This is a genomic window from Desulfobotulus sapovorans DSM 2055 (assembly GCF_059569355.1).
On the sequence record NZ_JCANVJ010000021.1, the window covers coordinates 42,129 to 62,582 of the forward strand.

The 20,454-nt window shown below is 51.7% G+C and carries 19 protein-coding genes; 13 read left to right on the top strand and 6 right to left on the bottom strand.

What is annotated here, in order from left to right:
* Positions 1-115 precede the first annotated feature (115 nt).
* The 3 genes from BR04_RS12990 to BR04_RS13000 all read right to left on the bottom strand — a co-directional run bounded on the left by BR04_RS12990 (position 116) and on the right by BR04_RS13000 (position 3,780).
* A complete protein-coding gene (locus BR04_RS12990; RefSeq protein ID WP_496356447.1) occupies positions 116-1,435 on the bottom strand; it encodes a two-component system sensor histidine kinase NtrB in 1,320 nt (439 codons plus the stop codon).
* 24 nt (positions 1,436-1,459) lie between these two features.
* Positions 1,460-2,671: a type II secretion system F family protein gene (locus BR04_RS12995; RefSeq protein WP_496356448.1), complete on the bottom strand. Its 1,212-nt coding sequence runs from the start codon at positions 2,669-2,671 to the stop codon at positions 1,460-1,462.
* Positions 2,672-2,811: 140 nt separating this feature from the next.
* Positions 2,812-3,780 (bottom strand): radical SAM protein, encoded by a 969-nt coding sequence (locus BR04_RS13000; protein WP_496356449.1) that lies wholly within the window; start codon positions 3,778-3,780, stop codon positions 2,812-2,814.
* 197 nt (positions 3,781-3,977) lie between these two features.
* On the opposite strand from BR04_RS13000, the gene BR04_RS13005 reads away from it, so the two are divergent.
* The 6 genes from BR04_RS13005 (at position 3,978) to BR04_RS13030 (ending at position 11,115) form a co-directional block, all read left to right on the top strand.
* On the top strand, positions 3,978-6,686 hold the full coding sequence (locus BR04_RS13005; RefSeq protein ID WP_496356450.1) for a CBS domain-containing protein: 2,709 nt from the start codon (positions 3,978-3,980) through the stop codon (positions 6,684-6,686).
* A complete protein-coding gene (locus BR04_RS13010) occupies positions 6,683-7,696 on the top strand; it encodes a tryptophan--tRNA ligase (protein ID WP_496356451.1) in 1,014 nt (337 codons plus the stop codon). Before BR04_RS13005 ends, BR04_RS13010 begins: the two co-directional genes overlap by 4 nt.
* A 9-nt stretch (positions 7,697-7,705) precedes the next feature.
* Positions 7,706-8,716, top strand: coding sequence for a serine/threonine protein kinase (locus BR04_RS13015; protein WP_496356452.1), 1,011 nt, complete (start codon positions 7,706-7,708; stop codon positions 8,714-8,716).
* Between the two features lie 92 nt (positions 8,717-8,808).
* Positions 8,809-9,564, top strand: coding sequence for a PilZ domain-containing protein (locus tag BR04_RS13020; protein WP_496356453.1), 756 nt, complete (start codon positions 8,809-8,811; stop codon positions 9,562-9,564).
* Positions 9,565-9,915: 351 nt separating this feature from the next.
* A complete protein-coding gene (locus BR04_RS13025) occupies positions 9,916-10,308 on the top strand; it encodes a hypothetical protein (protein ID WP_496356454.1) in 393 nt (130 codons plus the stop codon).
* Positions 10,309-10,380: 72 nt separating this feature from the next.
* Positions 10,381-11,115 (top strand): tyrosine-type recombinase/integrase, encoded by a 735-nt coding sequence (locus BR04_RS13030; RefSeq protein WP_496356455.1) that lies wholly within the window; start codon positions 10,381-10,383, stop codon positions 11,113-11,115.
* Between the two features lie 193 nt (positions 11,116-11,308).
* Here BR04_RS13030 and BR04_RS13035 read toward each other — a convergent pair whose 3' ends face one another.
* Both BR04_RS13035 and BR04_RS13040 read right to left on the bottom strand, forming a co-directional pair.
* The gene (locus BR04_RS13035; protein ID WP_496356456.1) at positions 11,309-11,707 is read right to left on the bottom strand and encodes a type II toxin-antitoxin system HicB family antitoxin; all 399 of its coding nucleotides are present in this window, start codon (positions 11,705-11,707) and stop codon (positions 11,309-11,311) included.
* A gap of 12 nt (positions 11,708-11,719) precedes the next feature.
* Positions 11,720-11,896 carry a type II toxin-antitoxin system HicA family toxin gene (locus BR04_RS13040; protein WP_496356457.1) on the bottom strand — a complete coding sequence of 59 codons (177 nt, stop codon included), beginning with the start codon at positions 11,894-11,896 and terminating at the stop codon, positions 11,720-11,722.
* A gap of 306 nt (positions 11,897-12,202) precedes the next feature.
* On the opposite strand from BR04_RS13040, the gene BR04_RS13045 reads away from it, so the two are divergent.
* Positions 12,203-12,760, top strand: a complete 558-nt coding sequence (locus tag BR04_RS13045; protein WP_496356458.1) for a recombinase family protein — start codon at positions 12,203-12,205, stop codon at positions 12,758-12,760.
* Positions 12,761-13,063: 303 nt separating this feature from the next.
* On the opposite strand, the gene BR04_RS13050 is transcribed toward BR04_RS13045, so the two are convergent.
* Complete coding sequence (locus BR04_RS13050; protein ID WP_496356459.1) at positions 13,064-13,279, bottom strand: hypothetical protein; 216 nt, start codon at positions 13,277-13,279, stop codon at positions 13,064-13,066.
* 155 nt (positions 13,280-13,434) lie between these two features.
* Between BR04_RS13050 and BR04_RS13055 the strand changes: the two genes are divergently transcribed.
* From BR04_RS13055 to BR04_RS13080, 6 genes are all read left to right on the top strand, one after another.
* Positions 13,435-13,653, top strand: coding sequence for a hypothetical protein (locus BR04_RS13055; protein ID WP_496356460.1), 219 nt, complete (start codon positions 13,435-13,437; stop codon positions 13,651-13,653).
* A 1,396-nt stretch (positions 13,654-15,049) separates the two neighbouring features.
* Positions 15,050-15,658, top strand: a complete 609-nt coding sequence (locus tag BR04_RS13060; RefSeq protein WP_496356461.1) for a tyrosine-type recombinase/integrase — start codon at positions 15,050-15,052, stop codon at positions 15,656-15,658.
* Positions 15,659-15,989: 331 nt separating this feature from the next.
* On the top strand, positions 15,990-16,433 hold the full coding sequence (locus BR04_RS13065; protein WP_496356462.1) for a hypothetical protein: 444 nt from the start codon (positions 15,990-15,992) through the stop codon (positions 16,431-16,433).
* A gap of 765 nt (positions 16,434-17,198) precedes the next feature.
* On the top strand, positions 17,199-17,453 hold the full coding sequence (locus tag BR04_RS13070) for a hypothetical protein (protein WP_496356463.1): 255 nt from the start codon (positions 17,199-17,201) through the stop codon (positions 17,451-17,453).
* Positions 17,446-20,028: a hypothetical protein gene (locus BR04_RS13075; protein WP_496356464.1), complete on the top strand. Its 2,583-nt coding sequence runs from the start codon at positions 17,446-17,448 to the stop codon at positions 20,026-20,028. Before BR04_RS13070 ends, BR04_RS13075 begins: the two co-directional genes overlap by 8 nt.
* Positions 20,029-20,180: 152 nt before the next feature.
* The coding region (locus tag BR04_RS13080) for an IS1634 family transposase N-terminal domain-related protein (RefSeq protein WP_496356465.1) at positions 20,181-20,454 on the top strand (274 nt) is incomplete at its 3' end.

A 20,454-nucleotide genomic window follows, 5' to 3' on the forward strand; every position in this document is an offset into this window, starting at 1 on the left:
TAGGGTTATGAAAGTCCTGAATCCTGCATGGATCCGCCTTTTACCCGCATCCTCCTGTCATCAGAAAACCTGGTTTCTCAAGCCAGCACCTAGCTACCCTATTGCGTATGGGGTGTCAACCACCGACAGGCTCCGGTTCTGCCTTGCGCAAGGGGTCATGCGCACGGGGCATACGGATGGTGAAGGTGCTGCCATGACCCGGCCGACTTTCCACATCCAGACGGGCACCCATGGCGTCAAGAATGCGGATGGCAATGGAAAGCCCAAGCCCCGTGCCACTGGCCTTGGTGGTGTAGAAGGGATCGTAGATGAGATGAAGACTTTCCTCGGGAATGCCACAGCCCGTATCCCGGATGGCAATGCGCACCATGCGTTCCCTGTCCGCTGTCGCCTGAATCCGGATTTCCCCTTCCCCGTCAATGGATTCGGCAGCATTCAGGAGAAGATTCCAGAGCACCTGACGCATACGATCCGCATCCGCCTCCACCCGGATATCCGGCTCCAGATGCAGAAAATAAGCGATACGCCCCCGGTTCCGGGTATCCTGCTCCTGCATCTGCACCGTCTCGTGAATAAGATGGCCCACATCCAGGGCTTCGGGATTTCCCCGGCCCGGTTTGGCAAAAAGCAGAAACTCTGTCACCAGAGAGGAAAGACGATCGGACTCCCGACGCACAATCCGCATCAGGCGAACGGAATCCGCATCCTTGCAGATTTCCGTTTCGAGAAGCTCAATGGCACCCGTGAGGGAAGCCAGGGGATTTTTAATCTCATGGGCAAGGCCTGCGGCCATTTCTCCTACGGTGGCAAGGCTTTCCATACGGCGTACATAACTGCTCATACTCCGTATCTCTTCCCGCGCTTTTCGGAGCTGCACGGAAAGAAAACTTGTCAGAATGGCAACGGAAAAACAGGCCACGGTTACGGAAAGAATGCGAAAAAAAACGGCCCAGAAGTCCACTCTCTCCATCAGAAAACCCGTGCCCACCATAAAGGTGGGCAGAACACCGTAATATTCGAGATCCACCAGAAGGCCAAAAAGAATGGCGGAAAAGGAGGCCACCAGCAGACTGTCCCTGCGGCTGAGAATGATACTGGCATTGATGATGACCAGCATATAGAGAAAGGTCAGCAGGGAGTCATAGCCCCCCGTCACCCAGATCAGCGCCGTTACCAGCAGCACATCCCAAAAAAGCTGCACGCCGGCAAAGAGACGGGGATGACGGGTTCGCGTATGCCATATGGCGTATATCAGAGAAAGAATCAGCACCAGGGTAGCGATAACATACAGGGCTTTAGCGGGAAACACGGAGAAAATCAGTTTTTCCTGATACTGAAAGGTCGCGGAAAAGCCCAGCAGCAACAGGGCCAGAAAGGCCCTGGCCCCCATAAGCCAGCCCAGCTTCTTTAACATCTCCCTGTTCTGTGCCTCCATATCCGTTCTCCCCTGCACCTTTCCTTAACCACCAACAGCCCCGGCCATCTGAAAGACCGGAAGATACATGGCCACCACCAGGCCGCCAATCACAACCCCCAGAAAAACCAGCATAAAAGGTTCAATCAGAGCCGTGAGATTTTCCACGGCCTGATCCACCTCATCGTCATAGAAATCGGCAATCTTGCCCAGCATGGCATCCAGAGCCCCCGTGGATTCCCCTACCGCAATCATCGAGCAGACCATGGACGGAAAAACCCCGCTTTCCGACAGGGGATCCGCCATGGTCTGCCCTTCGGAAATGGCGGAGCGGACTTCGTACACGGCTTCTTCCACAACACGGTTTCCTGCGGTCTTGGCAACAATCTCCAGGGCCTCCAGAATGGAAACTCCGGAAGAGAGCATGGTTCCCATGGTACGGGTAAACTTGGCCACAGCCACCTTACGGATCAGAATACCGGCAACGGGCAGCCTCAGAAAAAGGGTGTCCATTATCGTACGCCCTTTCTGGGTACGGTAAAAACGTTTGAAGGCAAAGATAAACACCACAATCCCCACAATAATATGAAGAATCTTGGCCTGAACAAATTCACTCATATTGATAACAATCTGGGTGGGGGCAGGCAGGGCACTGCCAAAATCCGCAAACATGCTCTCAAACACCGGAATTACAAACACCAGGATGACACCCACGACAATCATGGCAATGCAAATGGTGACCAGGGGATAGGTCATGGCACCCTTGACCTTTTTTTTCAGCTTGGACATTTTTTCCATATAGGCGGAAAGACGGCGCAAAATCACATCCAAAATCCCCCCCGCTTCCCCTGCGGCTACCATGTTGACAAAAAGGTCATCAAAGAGGTTGGGGTATTTCTTCAGAACATCGGCAAGTGTCTCCCCCCCTTCCACCCCCGCCTTGATCTCTTTGATGATTTTCCGGAAAGTGGGATTTTCCTGCTGAGTGCCCAGGATATCCAGACACTGCACAATGGGCAGACCGGCATCAATCATGGTGGAAAACTGGCGGGAAAAAATGATCACATCGTCCTGGCTGACCTTGGGCTGTAAAAAAGCAATATTTTCCAGAATATCCTTGGGCTTGAGCTTGACCTTGAGTGGCGTGATCTTCTGCTGGGCCAGCCGGGTACGCACGGCAGCCTCATTGGGTGCTTCCATCTCACCCTTGCGTTTCTGATTTTTACGGTTTTTCCCTTCCCAGATAAATACGGGCATCGTCCTTCTCCCATTTCAGATAAATATCAAGATCCATGATGATCATCCGCCCTTGCCCGGACAGCAGGCAAAGCCCCAGGTCACGACAAAAAAAGACTCAAGCAGACAAAAAAACACTCCCGATGTCCTGCCGGAAAAAGTTATCCGGGCAGAGCCATCCCGGGGAGGGTATAAAAATTCCCCCTTTTCATCTGTTGCACCTCCAGTTTTTTAGCAAAGTGCATACCCGAAAGCACCCGTATTGCCTGATCCCTGTCAACCCCCTGGGTACGCACCACATCCTCCAGGGTCACCGGCCTGCGCAATACCAAAGCCAGAATCTTTTTTTCAAGAAGGGCATCCTCGGGTCTTAAGCCCGCAACTTCTCCCCGAACCCGCCCCACGGCCTCAGCCTCGGCAATACGCTCCCGGAAACGTTGAAGCAGGGCTTCTCCTGCCGTCGTCACCCATTTTTCCGTACCCGGCCGATCCAGGGTATTGAGCTGTACCCGATCCGGACGCACCCGGGCCACAGCCGCAGCAATGCCTTCAATTTCCCTTTTTCCGTCATTCACACCGGGAACCACAAAAATTTCCAGCCAGAGTTCCCCCGTAAACATCTCCCGGAAAGCCACAAGGCCCTCCAGCATCCGATCCGGGAAAAGACCGGGATAGGGACGGTTCAGGGCATCAAAGACATCCGGACTGGCGGCGTCATAATTGGCGATCACCCGATCCGCAGCCACGAGATCCCGCCGCACGTCTTCCTGCCAGAAAAGCGTACCATTGGTGAGAACCGTAACAGGATAACCGGGCCAGCGTGTGTGAATGGTATCAATGAGAAGCCCGATTCCCGTATGCAGGGTAGGTTCCCCCGATCCGGAAAAGGTAATGCTGTCCAGAACGGGCCCTGGATCCAGAACCCTGGCAAGCTCTCCGATCACCGCATCCGTAGGTACCCATTCCTGACGAAGCAGGGTTTTACGGGTTGTCCTGCCGGACTCACAATAGATACAATCCAGGGTGCAGGTCTTGGCCGGAAGAAGATCCACACCAAGGGAAAGCCCCAGTCGACGGGAAGCCACAGGGCCAAAAACATATTGAAAGTCTTTTGCTTCTCGATTATTCATGTCCAGTCCATAAGGGATTCAAAGGTTGTATTCATTAACACACTTCCTCTGTGGCGACAATCTCCCCCCGGAGCAGTCTGATGGATCCCCTGCCCGGAACCCTGCCATCCGACAGCGGATGCCACACGGCTCCCGTGGAGATGAACCGGAAAGCATAAGAACCTGTCGCCTGTCGGCAGAAACATTCGGAGGCCTCCTTGCGCCCGTCCCCCCCATCTTCCCCAGAGGCTCCTGTGCATACCCTCATTACCACCCATCAGAATGCGGATCTGGATGGCATTGCCTCCATGCTGGCTGCCAAAAAACTCTATCCTGAAGGACGTATCGTACTGCCGGGAAGCGACTCTCCGCAACTGAAACATTTCTTTGTCCAATCCCTGCTCTATCTTTTTGACCTCATCCCCCTGCGGGAAATCCGTCCTGAAGAAGTGCGAAGACTCGTCATTGTGGATACCCGTCAGGCGGAACGTATCGGTGAACTGGCCCACCTGGCCTTGCAGAAAAACATGGAAGTGCATATCTACGATCACCATCCGGAAACCCCGGATGACCTTCAGGCCAAGGTGCTGGTTGCAGGAGAAAGGGGGGCCACGGTGAGTCTCATGGTACCGCTGCTCCAAAGACATAACATAGGACTGACACCTGAGGAAGCCACCCTGCTCGTCATGGGTATTTTTGAAGACACAGGCCACCTCACCAGCCAAAGCACCACAGCCGAAGATTTTGAGGCCCTGGCCTGGCTCATGCGCCAGGGAGCCCACCTGCCTACGGTGGGGGATGTGCTGACACGGGAAATCGATCCCGCCCAGTTACGCCTCCTCAATGAAATGCTGGACAGTGCCTCGGAGTTTTCCGTTCATGGCAGCCCCGTCACCCTGACCCGTATCTCCCAGGAAAGCTATTCGCCGGATCTGGCCTTTCTTGTGCACCGTTTCATGCAGATGGAAAAAATCCCCATCCTGTTTCTTCTGGCACGTATGGATGGCAAAATCCACCTCATTGGCCGCAGCAGACTCGCAGATCTGGATGTCGGTGCCCTCATGCGCCGCTTTGACGGGGGAGGTCATGCAGCTGCCGGTTCGGCCACCATCCGCAACCAGACCCTGGCTCAGGTGGAAAACCGCCTGCAAACCCTTCTCCTCGAAATGATGCCCCACCGCTTCCGGGCCGGGGAAATCATGAGTGCACCCCCCCATACCATCGCCCCCTCAGCCAGCTTCCGCATGGCCAGCCAGTCCATGACCCGCTACAATGTCAATGCCCTTCTCGTCACGGAAAAGGGGGATGCCACAAGCCCCCTCCTCGGACTCATCACCCGCCAGATTGTGGAGCAGGGGCTTTCCCATGCCATGGATACCGCCCTGGTACAGGACTATCTCATCAGCGAATTTGACGTCGTGGATCCCGATGCCTCCCTTCCCCGCATCCAGGAGGCCATTGTGGGTGGCAAACAGCGTATCCTTCCCGTTATGGGATCCGGAGGCCTTCTCGGTGTGATCACCCGTACGGATCTTCTCCAGCTCATGGTTCGCGAACAGGAAGAAGGCGCTTCCATCCGGGAACAGGGAAGCAGCGAACGCCTGCCCAAAACCCGCAACATCCTGAATCTCATGCGGGAAAGACTGCCCGACAGAATCCTGAAGCTTCTGGCCGCCATTGGTCACAGCGGCGATGTGGCGGGATGCAACACCTTTGTGGTGGGCGGTTTTGTACGGGATCTGCTCCTGTACCGGAAAAATGAGGACATCGACATTGTGGTGGAAGGAGACGGTATCCTCTTTGCCGAAACCTTTGCCGCTTCCCATAAGGCCAGAGTCCATGCCTATTCCAAGTTCGGCACAGCGGTGATTACCCTGGAAGACAACTTCAAAATTGATGTGGCCACAGCCCGCACCGAATACTACCCCTCCCCTGCGGCCCTGCCGGAGGTGGAAAGAAGCAGCCTCAAGGCCGATCTCTATCGCAGGGATTTCACCATCAACACCCTGGCCATCCAGCTGAACAAGGCCCGCTATGGTACCCTCATGGATCATTTTGCCGGCCAGAAGGATCTTAAGGACAAAACCCTGCGCATCATCCACAATCTAAGTTTTGTGGAAGATCCCACACGCATCTTCCGGGCAGTACGTTTTGAATCCCGCTTCGGCTTCACCATCGGTAAACTCACGGTTCGGCTCATTGGCAACGCCATCCGCATGGGCGTGTTCAAAAGACTCTCCGGGCCGAGGGCCATGGGAGAGATCATTACCATTCTGGAGGAAACCGATCCCGTCCCCGCCATCCGGAGGCTGGAAGAATTCAATCTCCTTGCAGCCCTCCACCCTTCCCTGAAACTGACGGAAAGTACTCTGGAACTTCTGGTGGAAACCCGTAAAATCATGGACGGCTTCGACCTGATCGCCGAAGATCTGAACTGTGAACGCTGGCTGGTCTATTTTCTGGCCCTCCTTCAACCCTGCACACCGGCGGAAAGTACAAAAATCTGCCGCGTACTGCGTCTTGCCAAATGGCAGGAAGAAATCTGTGTCCGGGAACGCAAGGTGGCGGAAGCCTGCCTTTTCAGGCTCCAGCGGGAACTGCCTCTGGACAACAGCATTCTTTATAGCCGTCTGCATGTTTTCAAAACCGAAGTTTTGTTATACATGATGGCGGCCACAGGCAAAAACAAGGTGAGAAAGGCCATTGCCCACTACCTTGCCCGGCTGCGCTCTATAAGCCCTCTGATTCAGGGACGGGATTTAAAGGCCATGGGGGTTCCGCCCGGACCCCGCTATCGGAAAATTCTCATGCAGGTACTGGACGCCAAACTCAATGGCGTCCTGAAAACAAAGGAAGAAGAGCTGGCCTTTGCGGCCCGTATTCTCAAGGATACTCCGGAAAACGGAGACAGGGAGCAGAAAGCATGACCAAAAAACAAAGGGTACTGACCGGCATCACCACCACAGGAACCCCCCATCTCGGTAATTTTGTGGGGGCCATAGGCCCTGCCATTGAAGCCAGCCGCAATCCGGATGTGGAAGCCTTTTATTTTCTTGCGGACTACCACGCCCTCATCAAATGCCAGGAACCCAAGCGGGTCGCCGCATCCCGGATTGAAGTGGCAGCCACCTGGCTGGCTCTGGGGCTGGATACGGACAACGCCACCTTCTACCGTCAGTCCGATATCCCTGAAATTCCGGAACTCACCTGGATTCTCACCTGTGTGGCGGCCAAGGGACTGCTCAACCGGGCCCACGCCTACAAGGCTGCCGTACAGATCAATGAGGAGGAAAAAGAAAAAGATCCGGACAAGGGTGTCACCATGGGGCTGTTCAGCTATCCCGTTCTCATGGCCGCCGACATTCTCATGTTCAACGCCCACAAAGTTCCCGTAGGCCGGGATCAGGTTCAGCACATTGAAATGACACGGGATATCGGTGCCCGTTTCAACCATATCTTCGGTTCCACCTTTATACTGCCCGAAGCTGTTGTAGACGAAAAAACCGCCGTCCTGAGCGGCATTGACGGCAGAAAGATGTCCAAAAGCTACGACAACACCATCCCCCTCTTTCTGCCGGAAAAACAGCTCCGGAAGACCATCATGAAAATAAAAACCAATTCCCAGGAACCGTCTGAACCCAAGGATCCGGATACCTGTACCCTGTTTGAACTCTACAGTGCCTTTGCCACAAAGGAAGAAATCCAGGCCATGCGCAGCCGCTATGCCGAAGGTATCGGCTGGGGAGACATGAAGGTTCTCCTCTTTGAGTACCTCAATACCCTCCTGAAAGAACCCAGGGAACGCTACATCGAATTCATGGCTGACCCCGCAAAAATCGAAAACATTCTCCTGCAGGGTGCGGAAAAAGCCAGAAGTGTGGCTGCTCCCTTCCTTGCGGAAATCCGGAAAAAAACAGGGCTGATCCCCTTTGCCTGAAAGGCTGGCATGGTACCATCGGAAGTTCCATGGACTTTTTCCGAACTGACACCGGAACGTATCCTTTCCGCCGTAGAAAAGGCCACAGATCTGCGCATGACGGGTCTTGTGGCCCCTCTGCCCAGCTATATCAACCGGGTCTACGAGTTGCAGGATACGGGGGGCATGCGTCACATTGTCAAATTCTACCGCCCCGGCAGATGGATCCGGCAGGCCCTCACGGATGAACACCGCTTTCTTCTGGACTGTCTGGAGTCCGAACTCCCTGTAGTGCCTCCCCGACAACTTTCCGGGGACACCACCCTGGCCGAGGCGGGAGGTATTTTTTTCGCCCTTTTTCCCAAAAAAGCTGGGCGGGAGCTGGATATCACCACCGACGGAGACTGGGAGATGCTGGGAAGGCTCATCGGAAGACTGCACAATGTGGCAGCTGCCAGACGGGCAGACCACAGGCTGCACCTGCATCCGGAAAAAACCCTGGATCAGGACAGCCGCAGGCTTCTGGCCGACAATCTGCCCCCCAGGATGCGCCGGGAATTCGAGGATCTCGTGGCAAGGCTCAAGGAAAAAGCCCTGCCCCTCTTTGACCAGCAGCCCGCCATCCGCATCCATGGCGACCTGCACCGCAAAAACATCCTGCACAGACCGGGAGAAGGCCTGCTGCTCATTGATTTTGATGATATGATGACAGGGCCTGCGGTACAGGATCTCTGGCTTCTCTTACCGGACAGGCCGGAAAAATGCCCCAGAGAGTGGGGACTGCTGCTGGAAGGCTACCAGAGCTTCCGGCCCCTCCCTTCCCGAAGCCTTGAACTTGTGGAGCCCCTGCGGGCCATGCGGCAGATCTATTTTCTGGCCTGGTGCAGCCGACAGAAAAAGGATGCCCGTTTCAGCAGCACCTTTCCGGACTGGGGCAGCGAATCCTTCTGGCGTCAGGAAATCCGGGATCTTCAGGAACAGCTGCACAGACTGGATGCCACAGCCCCATCCCGATCCTTCCATTTTATTGCTGACCTCTAGACATAAAAACCCCTATAGTAAAGCCCCTCTGCATCCGATGGGCTTATACAGGCCGGGAAGATCACCAGACCCTCTAGCGCAGGACTGTTGCCATGACAGACACACCCGATAAAATCTTCTCACCCGGTACGGGGATTGATATGGTGTTTAACCTCAATACCCTTTCCCCTCTGGTGCGCTCTTCCATGATCTATGATGCAAACCCCGTAAAACAGGAACTCATCATTGCCCAGTCCACGCCGAAAATTCTGCCCAGCATAAATTTTGAAGAACTGCACGCCACAGCCCTGGTTTCAGGCGAAAAAATGGAAAAACGCCGTTATGGCATGAAATGCAGCATCACAGGCTTCCAGAAAAACTATCCCCTTTCCGGCAATACCACAACCGAAGCCATCCATCTGCGCCATGAAGGGCGTATGAGTGAAGTGAATATCCGCTCCGCCTTCCGCATGTCCCCCAACAAAAAATTTTCTATTTTTTCCAAAGTTATCTGGAACAAAAACGAATATATCTCTGGAAAGGAATTTTCCATTTTGGATATTTCCATAACAGGCATGGGGATTCTGCTTCCCCTGAAGGTAAATAACCTGCGCAACCCCATGCTCACCCCTGAAACCCACCTCCCCATGACCATCGGCATGGCCCTCAAATACCCTCAGGGCGAAACCAGCACCATCGAAAAGGTGGCCTGCGCCGCAATGGTGGCACGGATCAATCTCCACTTCACGGAAAAATCTGCCCTCATGGGTCTTCACTTTATCCGCATAAAACCCGAAAGCGAAGAAATTCTCAGCCGCTTCATCCATCTGGCCCAGCTCGAAGAAATCCGTCAGCTCAACCGCTACTGAGTCAGCATAAAGCTTCCTGCGGAATTCCTTTGAAAGAAGGAGGTTCCCCCTTCCCCAAAAACAAAAAAGGCTTACAGCTTTTTGCTGTAAACCCTTACTTTTTTTTATGGCGCGCCCGGCACGATTCGAACGTGCGACCTACGGATTCGTAGTCTAAAAACAACCTCCTTCATTTTTTAAAATTCCCTTCAATTTATCCAATCAAAAAAGCCTGTTTTTAAAGGATTTTCATTCTATATTCCTTCACAAAATAGAACTTTTTCAAATTTATAATCATGGTATTTTTGGTGTCATTTTGGTGTTCCATTGGTGTTCTTTTGGTGTTCTGTTTTCTGAAAAATCGGAGAGCTTATGGCCCAATTCAAATGGTCCGCAACAAAGCATAAGGGTTTACGTTATCGAGAACATGAAAACCGAAAACATGGGGTTAAAAGGGATCGTTTTTACCAATACCGACTGATGGTGGATGGAAAACGAGTCCAGGAATCTTTTGGATGGCTTTCCGAAGGATGGACAGAAGAATCATGTCTTCTTGAAATGGCAAAACTCAAACAGGCCAGGCGCACAGGCGAAGGGGAAGTAACCCTTAAGGATCGCCGGAAAAAAGCCCAGGATGAACGAACCAAGCAGGAACGTAAAGCCCTGACTTTCGACGACGTATGGGAACATGATTATCTCCCGCAAGCCAAGGCAGATCGGGGAACAGAATCTACATTGCGGGAAGAAAACCTTTATACTCTTTGAATAAAACCCGTTCTTGGAAACAAGCCCATTTCAGAAATAGCCCCTCTGCATCTGGAAAAAATCAAGAGCACGATGAAGGCAGAAGGGAAAGCCCCCCGGACAATTCAATATGCCCTGGCGGTTATCCGGCAGGTGTTCAACCATGCAAAAAGGCATAGTCTCTTTGTTGGGGATAATCCTGTTGGAAAGGTAAAGATACCTTCCGAAGACAATAGGAGGACAAGGTTTCTTTCCCATGAAGAAGCATCTCTGCTTTTGGAGGAAATAAAACGCAGAAGTGTTGATGTTTACCAGCAATGCCTTTTAGCCCTGCATACAGGCATGAGAGCAGGAGAGATTTTTTCCCTTACTTGGGAATGTGTTGATTTCCAAAATGAAGTATTGCTGCTGAAGCAAACAAAGAGCGGGAAGGACAGGACTGCCTTCATGACCCCGCAAGTGAAAGAAATGCTGCAAAGCCGGAAACCCACGGAGATGGAACCAAGCGCCTTGGTCTTTCCCGGAAGGAATGGGGGGGAAATAAAACAGGTATCCGATACTTTCAACAGATCTGTTGATGCCCTGAGTTTAAACGAAGGTATCACAGATCCCAAGACCAAGGTAGTCTTCCATACACTGCGCCATACCCATGCTTCATGGCTTGTAGCGACCGGGACGGATCTTTACACGGTGAAAGAACTTCTTGGGCATTCAGATTTCAAAATGACTGCACGATATGCCCACCTGGGTGAAAATACTCTGAGGAATGCCGTTCAAGGCCTGGGAAAGGCCTTGATACACAAGGAAGAGAACGTTCGAATGTTGTAGATATTGAAAAAATAAGGAGGCATGATGGCAGCATCCGATGAAGAGAAAAAAGCACGAGAACAAGAGCTTGCTTCCCTGCTGGCGGAGGCAAAAGAAGCGGTAAAGAGAGGAGAGGCTTACATGAAGAAGATGGGCTGGTAGTTTAAGGAGGAAAATCCAAAAAGAAACCCGCCCCTTGAGGGACGGGCTATGTCTAAGCCTGGGCGTTTTCTTCCAGATATGTGGATACAGCTTCCACCAATAGGCCGGAGCGGGTTTTGCCATACTTGCCCCGGTAGCTGTCGATTTCCCTAAGGAGGCTTTCGGGCAGACTGATATTGACCCGGACAGACTTTTCATAGGATCGCATGATTTTTTCATCCAGGATCACCGGAACGACATCGCCCCCGCCTGCCTGGGCCAGGATTTTTTCCCGTGAAGAGGCCGTAGGCTTTTTATCCAGACCAGACAAGACAGCGGCCAGGGCATCCGTTGCCATCCTGAAAGCTTCATCCCAATCAACACCGAAAGTAGCGCATCCGGGAATGTCCGGGAAATGAACTTCTGTAAATCCTTCTTCACCCACCTCGAAAACTCCATAGTAATATTGCATGTGGCCCTCCTTCTATTTTATGCCAGCAGCCTTGAGGATCTTTTCCGCTGTCCCTTTGGGTATGTCCCGTGGATTTCTGGGGATTGGGATTCTGGGAAATCCCTCTTTTGTCCAGATTTCATGACAGCCCCCTTGCTCTTGCTGGAATCCTGCCTTTTTCAAAAGCCTTACCAGTTCGCTTTTTTTCATGGATACCAGAATCCTTTCCTTGAAAAGGATAAGTGTGTAAAGACACAAAATCAAATCTTTTTTGTGTTTTTATGCACAAAGCCCCTTTTCTCTAAGAGGACGGGTTCCGCTACGGGATTTCCCGTAACGGAACCACCAAGGCCGTTGCAGGTATTAGGCTGTAAGGTTTTTCATGATATGTCAAACTAAGAAATAAAAAATTTGACATGAAAACAGTTAAAATATAAAGTTTGACATATGGAAAAAGCCTGTATTTTCAGCAAGAGCTTTGGGGTGTCAATCTTTTAAGATTAACAGGGGGGTCAAATGGCGGTTATAGGGTGGGCACGGATCAGTACGACGGAGCAGGATCTTTCAGCGCAGGTTGAAGCCCTGAAGATGGCAGGAGCCGAAAAGATTTTTCAGCATCAACATTCGGGGGCCAGTGAAAAAAACCGGGAAGCCTTGTCCGGCCTGGTGGATTATGCCCGTGAAGGAGATGTGGTTCTGACGGCAAAGCTTGATCGTCTGGGCCGATCCCTCAGTCAGATCCTTGAAACCATCGAAGCCTTACATGTCAAAGGTGTTGCCGTCCGTACCTTGGACGGGGCCTTTGATTCCAGCAACGAAAACCCATGGTCAAGGGCCATGATGCAAATAGCAGCAACTTTTTCCGAGTTGGATCGCGCATTGATCGTTCAACGGATGCAGGAGGGACGGAAACGTACAGGGCGACGGGGTGGCAGAGGTGGGAAGGGGATTTACCTACCGGAAGAAGATCGGGCAGAGATACGCAAGCGGCTGGCAGCAGGGGAAAGCAAGGTAGCCCTTGCGAAGGCTTTTTCTGTCAGCAGGGCAACCATTCTGAACATCCAGCGGGAATAGGTGTGACTATTTCGTCCATGAGTAGCAAAAATGGGGAAAAACAGCATCTTGACTTAGGAGGTTCTTCGATCTATTTTTGAATCGGAAGCGATGATGTGAACTTCGTCCTGTCCTTTGGGCAGGCTTGGGCTTGGGCCAGGGATGCCGCTGGCACTCACACGCGCTTCCATTTTTTTGCTTCCTCGCGCACGCTATCCCCCAAACTCAATTTCCCCTTAGGTGGACACAGATCTGATCCATAAACAAAGCCCCTGCATCCTTTCCCGGTGCAAGGGCTTTTGTGTGTGTACGGATATGGAAGGGTCAGGATGCTTGTCTTTCACCGGAAGCGCGTTTCCCTCTGGTTTTCAATCCTACCCTCAGAAGATTTTCGGCCATTTCCAGGGCGCGAATAACATTCTCTTCCCCCACGCAAAAATATCCTGAGTTCGGGCCACCGTGGGCGTGTAGGATCAGATCCAGAAGAGCTTTGGCATGTTCCGCGTAATCTTCGAGGGTCGAGTCGGGGTACAGATGCATGATAACGTTCCTTTCATCCGGATGGAAAGAAGACCGTCACCCAAAAAATAGGGCGGCGGCTCTATACGGGTTCGCATTACCGGAATCAAGCAACCGGCGCTTCCGAAGAAGCCCACGTATAGAACCGCCATAATGGGAATGCAGGTGAATAAAAAATGCGCCTGCATTTATTGGTGGGGGGGCGCTATGCGCTTGATTTCACGGGATGCGAAGCCCGACTTCGGTTTTTTGCCGAAGCGGAAAGATCATGCCATAGACAAGATTCACACGCAAGCGGATTTTTCCTGAAAAACAATCGATTCTCTTTTGACATTGCCGCTGTCATCGCTGCGGAAGGGCCACCCTTGCAACAGTTTCCATGGTTTCCTTTCTGACTATTCTGCCGCCGCCGCGCCGTTGATTTTGGGAATTTTCTGGTTCTGGTGAATGAATCCTTCTGATGGAAGGAGGGTGTGCAGGTTCTGCGGAAAAAAAGCGGGTTGTAGAACCTGCATTTTTTTACTTGAAAAATCAGTGACTTATTTTTTGTGTGCAGGTTCTGGAAAAAAAAGAAAAAGTAGAACCTGCATACATAAATACAATAAAAACAAAACATTATATAGTTTTGCAGGTTCTGAAGGTTCTACTTTTTAAGTCTAACGTGTGAGAAAAAAAATAAAAAAAAAATATATAGATACGCCACACATACACACACACGTATAAAGGATAATGTGGCACAGTAGAACCTTCAGAACCTGCAAAAATATGATAAGATCTTGTTTTTAAAGATTAAACATATGCAGGTTCTGGAAAATTAAGAAAAAGTAGAACCTGCATGATTTTTTAGCCAAGGCATGAAGCTATTCATTTTATTACAAATTTTTATTCTGTGACTTGCAGGTTCTACCTGCGACCATTTTGAGGGTAGAACCTGCACATATGAAGCCCTCTTCCCTCGATAGCCTGTAATTAGTACTTATTATTTCGTTTCCGGAACCATATCTTTTCCCATGGTGTCGGGTGTTGGATCGGCGAAAAGGATTGAAGGGTATCCTTCGCAGGCTTCCATGAGCAGCCTTTCCACTGTGGCAGAAAGGGGCAGCCCCCAGGCTTTGGAAAGCTTTGCGATCCTCCAAGAAACAGACGGGGTTACAAAAAAATCCAGCCTCCTACCCTCATGCTTTTTTTTCTCCCTCCATACCCTTGCCCGTGCTGCCGCGTCCTTGTGTTTTCTTGGTCGGCCCCTTTTCGGGTGTGTTTCGTTCCCGGTCAAGTTTTCCGTTCCGGGTGACGTTTCTTTTTCCATGAATCCTCCTTTTCGTTTCGGGTTATGAAAAGAGTATGTGGTAGGGGTGCTGTTGTCAATCCCTATTTCATTCCCGGAACGTAAATGCCTAGGGTGCATGTCTCTGGTTTCCGATACCCCGAAACGGGGCAAGGCCTATTTACGGTGTTTCACCGTAGCCAAAAACTAAGGCGGAACAATATCTTGCGGCTGTATCCGCAAGGAGGTATTTTTCTGAGCTATGCCACACGGCCACACACAGGGCTTTTCCTGCCATTTTTTGAGACGGACAAGCTTTAGCCTTCGCGGGCGGGAAAAAACCGCCTGAAAACGGCGTAGAGGCCTGTTTTTAAAAGATTTTTGAAAATCGGTTCCAGACATTGACAACCGAGACGAAACTCGTCATAAAATACTGTAACTAAACGAGTTTTTTTGGCATTGGTGGCTTCCGCCATGTCAGAAACAGGTTTTGGGTTTCATCATTGATATTGCTGAAAGGGCCATAGATGAGAGCAAAAAATCACCCCAAAAAAGGGGACATCCTTTTTGTTGAACCGATCCGCGATAAAGATAAGATTGAGGCAATCCGCTCCTTGCTCCGGGCCAAAAAATCCTTGCGGGATCTGGCCCTGTTTGAGGTGGGGCTTTCCTCTGCACTTAGAGCAAGCGACATCCTGCGGATCAGGTTGTTTGATGTTGAAGCCCTGGAAAGCGAGGGTTCTTTTCTGACCAGAGAGCGGAAAACACAGAAGATCCGACGTGTTGCTGTAAGCGAAAAGGCCCTTGGGGTTCTCCGGGCTTATCGGGATGAACGCATCCAGGCCGGGGCCGAGGAAAAGGATTTTCTTTTTTGCGGCCAAAGGAATCCCGGAAAGCAGCCGATGACGGTCTCATGGCTTGGGAGGCTGGTGGCCGGATGGTGCAGGGCGGCGGGGGTGCAGGGCAATTATGCCTCCCACAGCTTGCGGAAAACCGGGGCTTTTCATCGTCGCGAAGCTGGTTTTGATCTCCCCTCCTTGTGCCAATGGCTGAACCACAGCAGCGAGAGGATGACCCTGCGATACATTGGAGCCTCACGGGGAGACGTGGCAGAAATTTCCCGGTTTGAGATTTGAGGTTGTGGAAACCAGCGGCAAGCCTGAAGGGGATACTTTTCGCGCAAATTGCTACGCAGGAATGGGCGGTAACGCTGGAGTTCCGCATTATAAGGGACTGCGTAGCCATCTACGCATGGCCTGGACAGATGCGTGAGGACAGGGCATCGGTGAGAGACGAGGCTTTCGGGTGGGGCCGTAAAGTTCGTCTGCGGACTTGACATGGGACGGGGACACCCCTAAGATACACACAACATAGCGGCCTCCATTGTGGTGGCCGCGCAAGATACGGATGGCACGAGGACTATTTAAGCCCGGCCAGATTTCCTTCAGGGGATCTGCGCCGGGCTTTTTGCGTTCCGGGATAAAAAAAGGGGAGGATGGGATTATGAGTATTTCGGGTGAGGGTACCTGGCTGGATGACGCATTGACCAGCCCAGACGGGGAGAGGGTTTTTCGCCTCTTTTTTGGCTGTAAGGTGTTGCTTTTTCACGGGATTTCTCCGGCTGAAGCGGTCAAGGGAATGTTGTGCGGGTTTCGAGAAAAAGGAACTTTCCAGCAAGATGATGATTTCATTGCCAAAATCTGTGAAGAAATCTTGCGGCGAGACGAGGCGGGGGAAAGCTTGGAGATTCTGGCGGAACCCTGGGGCGGCAGTCCATCCGAGCTTGTGCAGATGGTGCGGGAGGTCGGGGCGGATATTCAGGTGAAGGCCCAGCGTCGGGCCGCTTGGGTTATTCCTGCTCAGTATTTAAGCTCCCGGAATGAAATTTGCGTAAAGCTTGATAAAGCTTGAAAGGATGGGTTCCAATGCCGGAAAAAAATAAGGGTCGTCTGCCATCGCCATCGAGCAGGAGGGCTGACATACTGCGAGGCATCGAAGCTGCAATACCCAGCGTTGTGGCAAAACTCACTGAGCAGGCCTTAAGTGGAAATGTCCAGGCCGCCGGGCTGCTCTTGGCACATTGGGCCGGGGGCGATCTTCCTAAAGTCTGAAGGCAGGGTGAGGTATTAGCAGCGCCCGTCCGATAGTGCCCGTTCAGACGGCAAAAACATCCCATGCCATTTGATCGGGCAAATTTTTTTCAAAAAAATATCGAAACTGACATGCTACTTTGCTCAAAAAGAAATCTTTTGCCTAAGAGTAACCGCTTTTTTATTGCTTAAAAAAATGCCTAAGAAAATAACCATTGACGTATGACCCGGAGCGGCTAGATTTAAAAAAATGATGCTCAGGCATCTGGTTTTACAGGAAAGAAGCAGCCAAGACCCCTTCCGCAAAAGGGCCTTGGCTTATGTGGGGAAAATAACTTCAGGATGAAAATCAATATATCAAGGATTGTTGATATAGCAAGTTCTTTTTCCCGTTTTTTTTTAAAAACGGAGCACATTATGCGAGTCGTTTTACGCAACACGCCTACCAGAGAAGATCGCAAGCCCTCCCGTCACAGGTGTATCCAAAAATCTTTTCCGACCGCAAGAAATAAATCCGTCATCCCATCCCGATGCAGATCTGCCCTGCTCTCCTTTTTTCTGGGAATCTTTGCAAGGGGGTGTAACATTGGAAACATTTAATAGCTTGGAATTTTGGAAAAAAACAGCCAAAGACTGGCCTTCTATTGTCCTGTGCAAAGATGCAGACAGCCGGAAACTGGCGGGTTTCCCCTATAGGCGTGGAACTTTTCGAAATTGCATCACGGGTAAAAAAGCGGCTTCCGGCCCCCGAACTCTCCGTATTGGTCGGCTGCTGGCCGTTGAGAAAGATGAGCTGATTCAGTGGCTTGCCTCCCGCACAAAAGGGGGGGCCGATGTATAAAATATCGATTTTTTCGTCAAAAAATCCAAGAGTTTTGACCAAGACGTTTACGCTGAAAGATGGCGTGGTGGAGAAATTGCCGGGGGGGAGTCTGTCGGCGGGAGAATGTGCAACCTATACCTTCACTTCACTGGAAGATTTCGCTGCATCCATCACGAAGCTTAAACCTCATCAGGCGGTCGCGTATGGAGTACCAGCGTTTGAAGGTGACGCATGGTGCGTCCTATCTGGAAAAAAATTTCTCTCTGCCGGGAGTCCTGAAGGGGTTCTGACCCGAACCCGCAAAAACTTCACATGGCCTGAAGGCCCCGGCCTGTTGATGTTGGATTATGATCCCCAGCCCGGAACTGATCCCCTCAGTCCTGATGAATTTCAAAAAACTCTTCTCCGGGTATGTCCCCCACTGGCAGGAACGGGGATGGTTCAGTGGTTTTCTGCGTCCTCCTTCGTCCGGAAGCCGGATGGAAGTTTCCATTCCGAAGTCCAGGGACAGCGGATCTGGATACCCATACAGGATGCGAGCGATATCCCTCGTGCGGGTCAAATTTTGTACGATCGGCTCTGGCTGGCAGGGTTTGGCCGGATGGACATTTCGAAGAATGGGCAGACCTTAGAACGATCCCTCATTGATTCATCGGTATGGCAACCCGAGCGCCTGGACTTTGTTGCCGGAGCACGGTGCTTAGGTGGACTTGTCCAAGAACGCCCTGCCCCCAGAGTAATTGAAGGCAGCATACTGGATTCATGGGTGGCTCTGCCAGATCTTGCCGAGGATGAGAGTCGTCAGTTGTCTGAAATCAAGTCCCGTCTCCGGCAGCGATCGGCGCTGAGGCTTCCCGGTGTTGTTCCTGAAACGGGTCAGACATCTATTTTGTATGGAAAGCAAACCATCATCTTGGAAAACGGAACCCACATCACCGTAAAAGATGTGTTGACCCGGCCTGACACCCTTGACGGATCGCTGACCAGAGATCCCTTAGAGCCGGACTACCAAGGCGGGAAGGTCTGCGGCAAGCTGTTCCTGAGCCAAAAAGAATCCATCCTTCACAGCTTTGCCCACGGGGGCCGAAGCTACCGTCTCCTGTCACAGGATGGAACCATAAACATCCGGCCTGGGCAAACGGCGGAGGCTGTTACCGAATCCTTCAAATTGCTGCGGGATTCCGGTCTTTTTGTCTCCACATGCGGCCTTTGCACCGTCGATAAAGGAGAAGGTGCCGCCACCATACGGCCCATGTGTGAAGCCCGGCTTCAGAATTTTGTGGGGAAACAATTGATTTTTGAGAGGGAGGAAAAGAAACAACCACAGAGGATAGACCCTCCCCTCCCCCTCATAAAGCAGATGTTGGCGACTGCCCGTGAACATGGCCTTCCAAAGCTGGAAGGCATTGCCCGTCTGCCCATGCTGACGCTGGACGGGGTGCTGCACGATAGACCCGGATATAACCCTATCGCCCGGTGCTATCTGGATTTTGATGTAAAGACATGGCCTGGCATCCCTGAGCATGTGGGACGGTTTACCCCTGCCGACATCCGATCATTAGTTGAAAAAATGTTAAGACCGTTCCGGGGGTTTCCCTTTTGCTCAGATCAGGACAAGGCGGTATTGCTGGCAATGATTTTTACGGGACTGATGCTGCCATCAGTGGATATGCGTCCGGCCTTTGCCGTAGATGCGCCCTGCCCTGCCAGTGGAAAAACCCTTTTGGTCCGGATGGTGGCGTATTGTGTCGAGGGCAAGGAGGCGGGGCTTGTTCCTGGATCTGAAAAAGAGGAAGAAACTGGAAAGAGGCTGTTCGCCTTGCTGCTGGAAGGCAGGTCGTGCGTCGTCTTCGATAATCTGGAAGGGGGGTTTGGGTCAGGAAAGCTCTGTTCAACGATAACCAGCCCTGTCCTGACGGATAGGATTCTGGGAAACAGCCAGACCCGGACAGTGGAAAACCGGAGCCTGATAATCCTCACGGGTAATAATATTTCCCTCAAGGGGGATATGGCTGTACGGCGAGTGCTGACATGTAAAATTGATCCGGCAATGGAGCGGCCACATGAGCGCCGATTCTCTTTCAATGCCCTGGCGGAAGTGGCTTCGAAACGCATGGAGATGGTGGCGGCGGGGCTGTCCTTGATGATGGATCATTCCAAAAAATATGGGGGGAAGACAATTACCCCCAAAGGCTTCAGTGCTTATCCGCAATGGGATTTTATCCGGCAGGCCACCTATGCAATAACAGGGGAAGCTTGGGGGGAGTGTATCGACGTTGCGGACGCTTTTTACTCACGGACAGTACAAGATCCTGAACTCGCCACTTGGCAAGACGTACTGGAAAAGTTGGCCAAGTTTCAAGCTGGCGTAACGCATGGCCCTTTCACATGCAAGGAGCTGTGGGAGTATGCCCAGGCGGAAACGGACTTCCTGGAAATCCTGGTGGAGGGGTTGGGCCAGAGAATAGCCAATGCCCGGAGCCTCGGGAATCTATTTGCCAGACGGAAAGATCGGTTTATGGGCGGACTGGTGCTGAAGGAGAGGGGAAAAGATCGGAGCAAGACGGCGTTATCCCAACTTCGTCAAAATTGATCGGGCAACGCTTATTTTTTGCCCAAAATCCCATGTCTTGCAGTCATAACTTCCTGAAATCATTGTGTCGCACCTGGCAAAATCCAAATGTAGTGACCCATAAAATAAAATAATTATTGACACCCCCCTGTTTTTTAGCTACGGTGACGGGTATGTATATTAAACGCGTCCGCAAATCGAACCGTAACAGCAAGAAGGTGTATGAATATCTGCACCTTGTTGAAACTATCCGAACCCCGAAAGGGCCTCGGCAGCGTCTTATTTTAAATCTGGGGATTCTCGATGTGCCCCAGGAGCAGTTCAAAGAGCTTGCCAATGCAATTGAATCCTTGCTTTATGGGCAAATCCCCCTTTTTAAAACGGATCTTCACATTGAAAAGATTGCCCGCAATGCGGCGGATACAATCCGGAGCAGGCAGGCTGAGG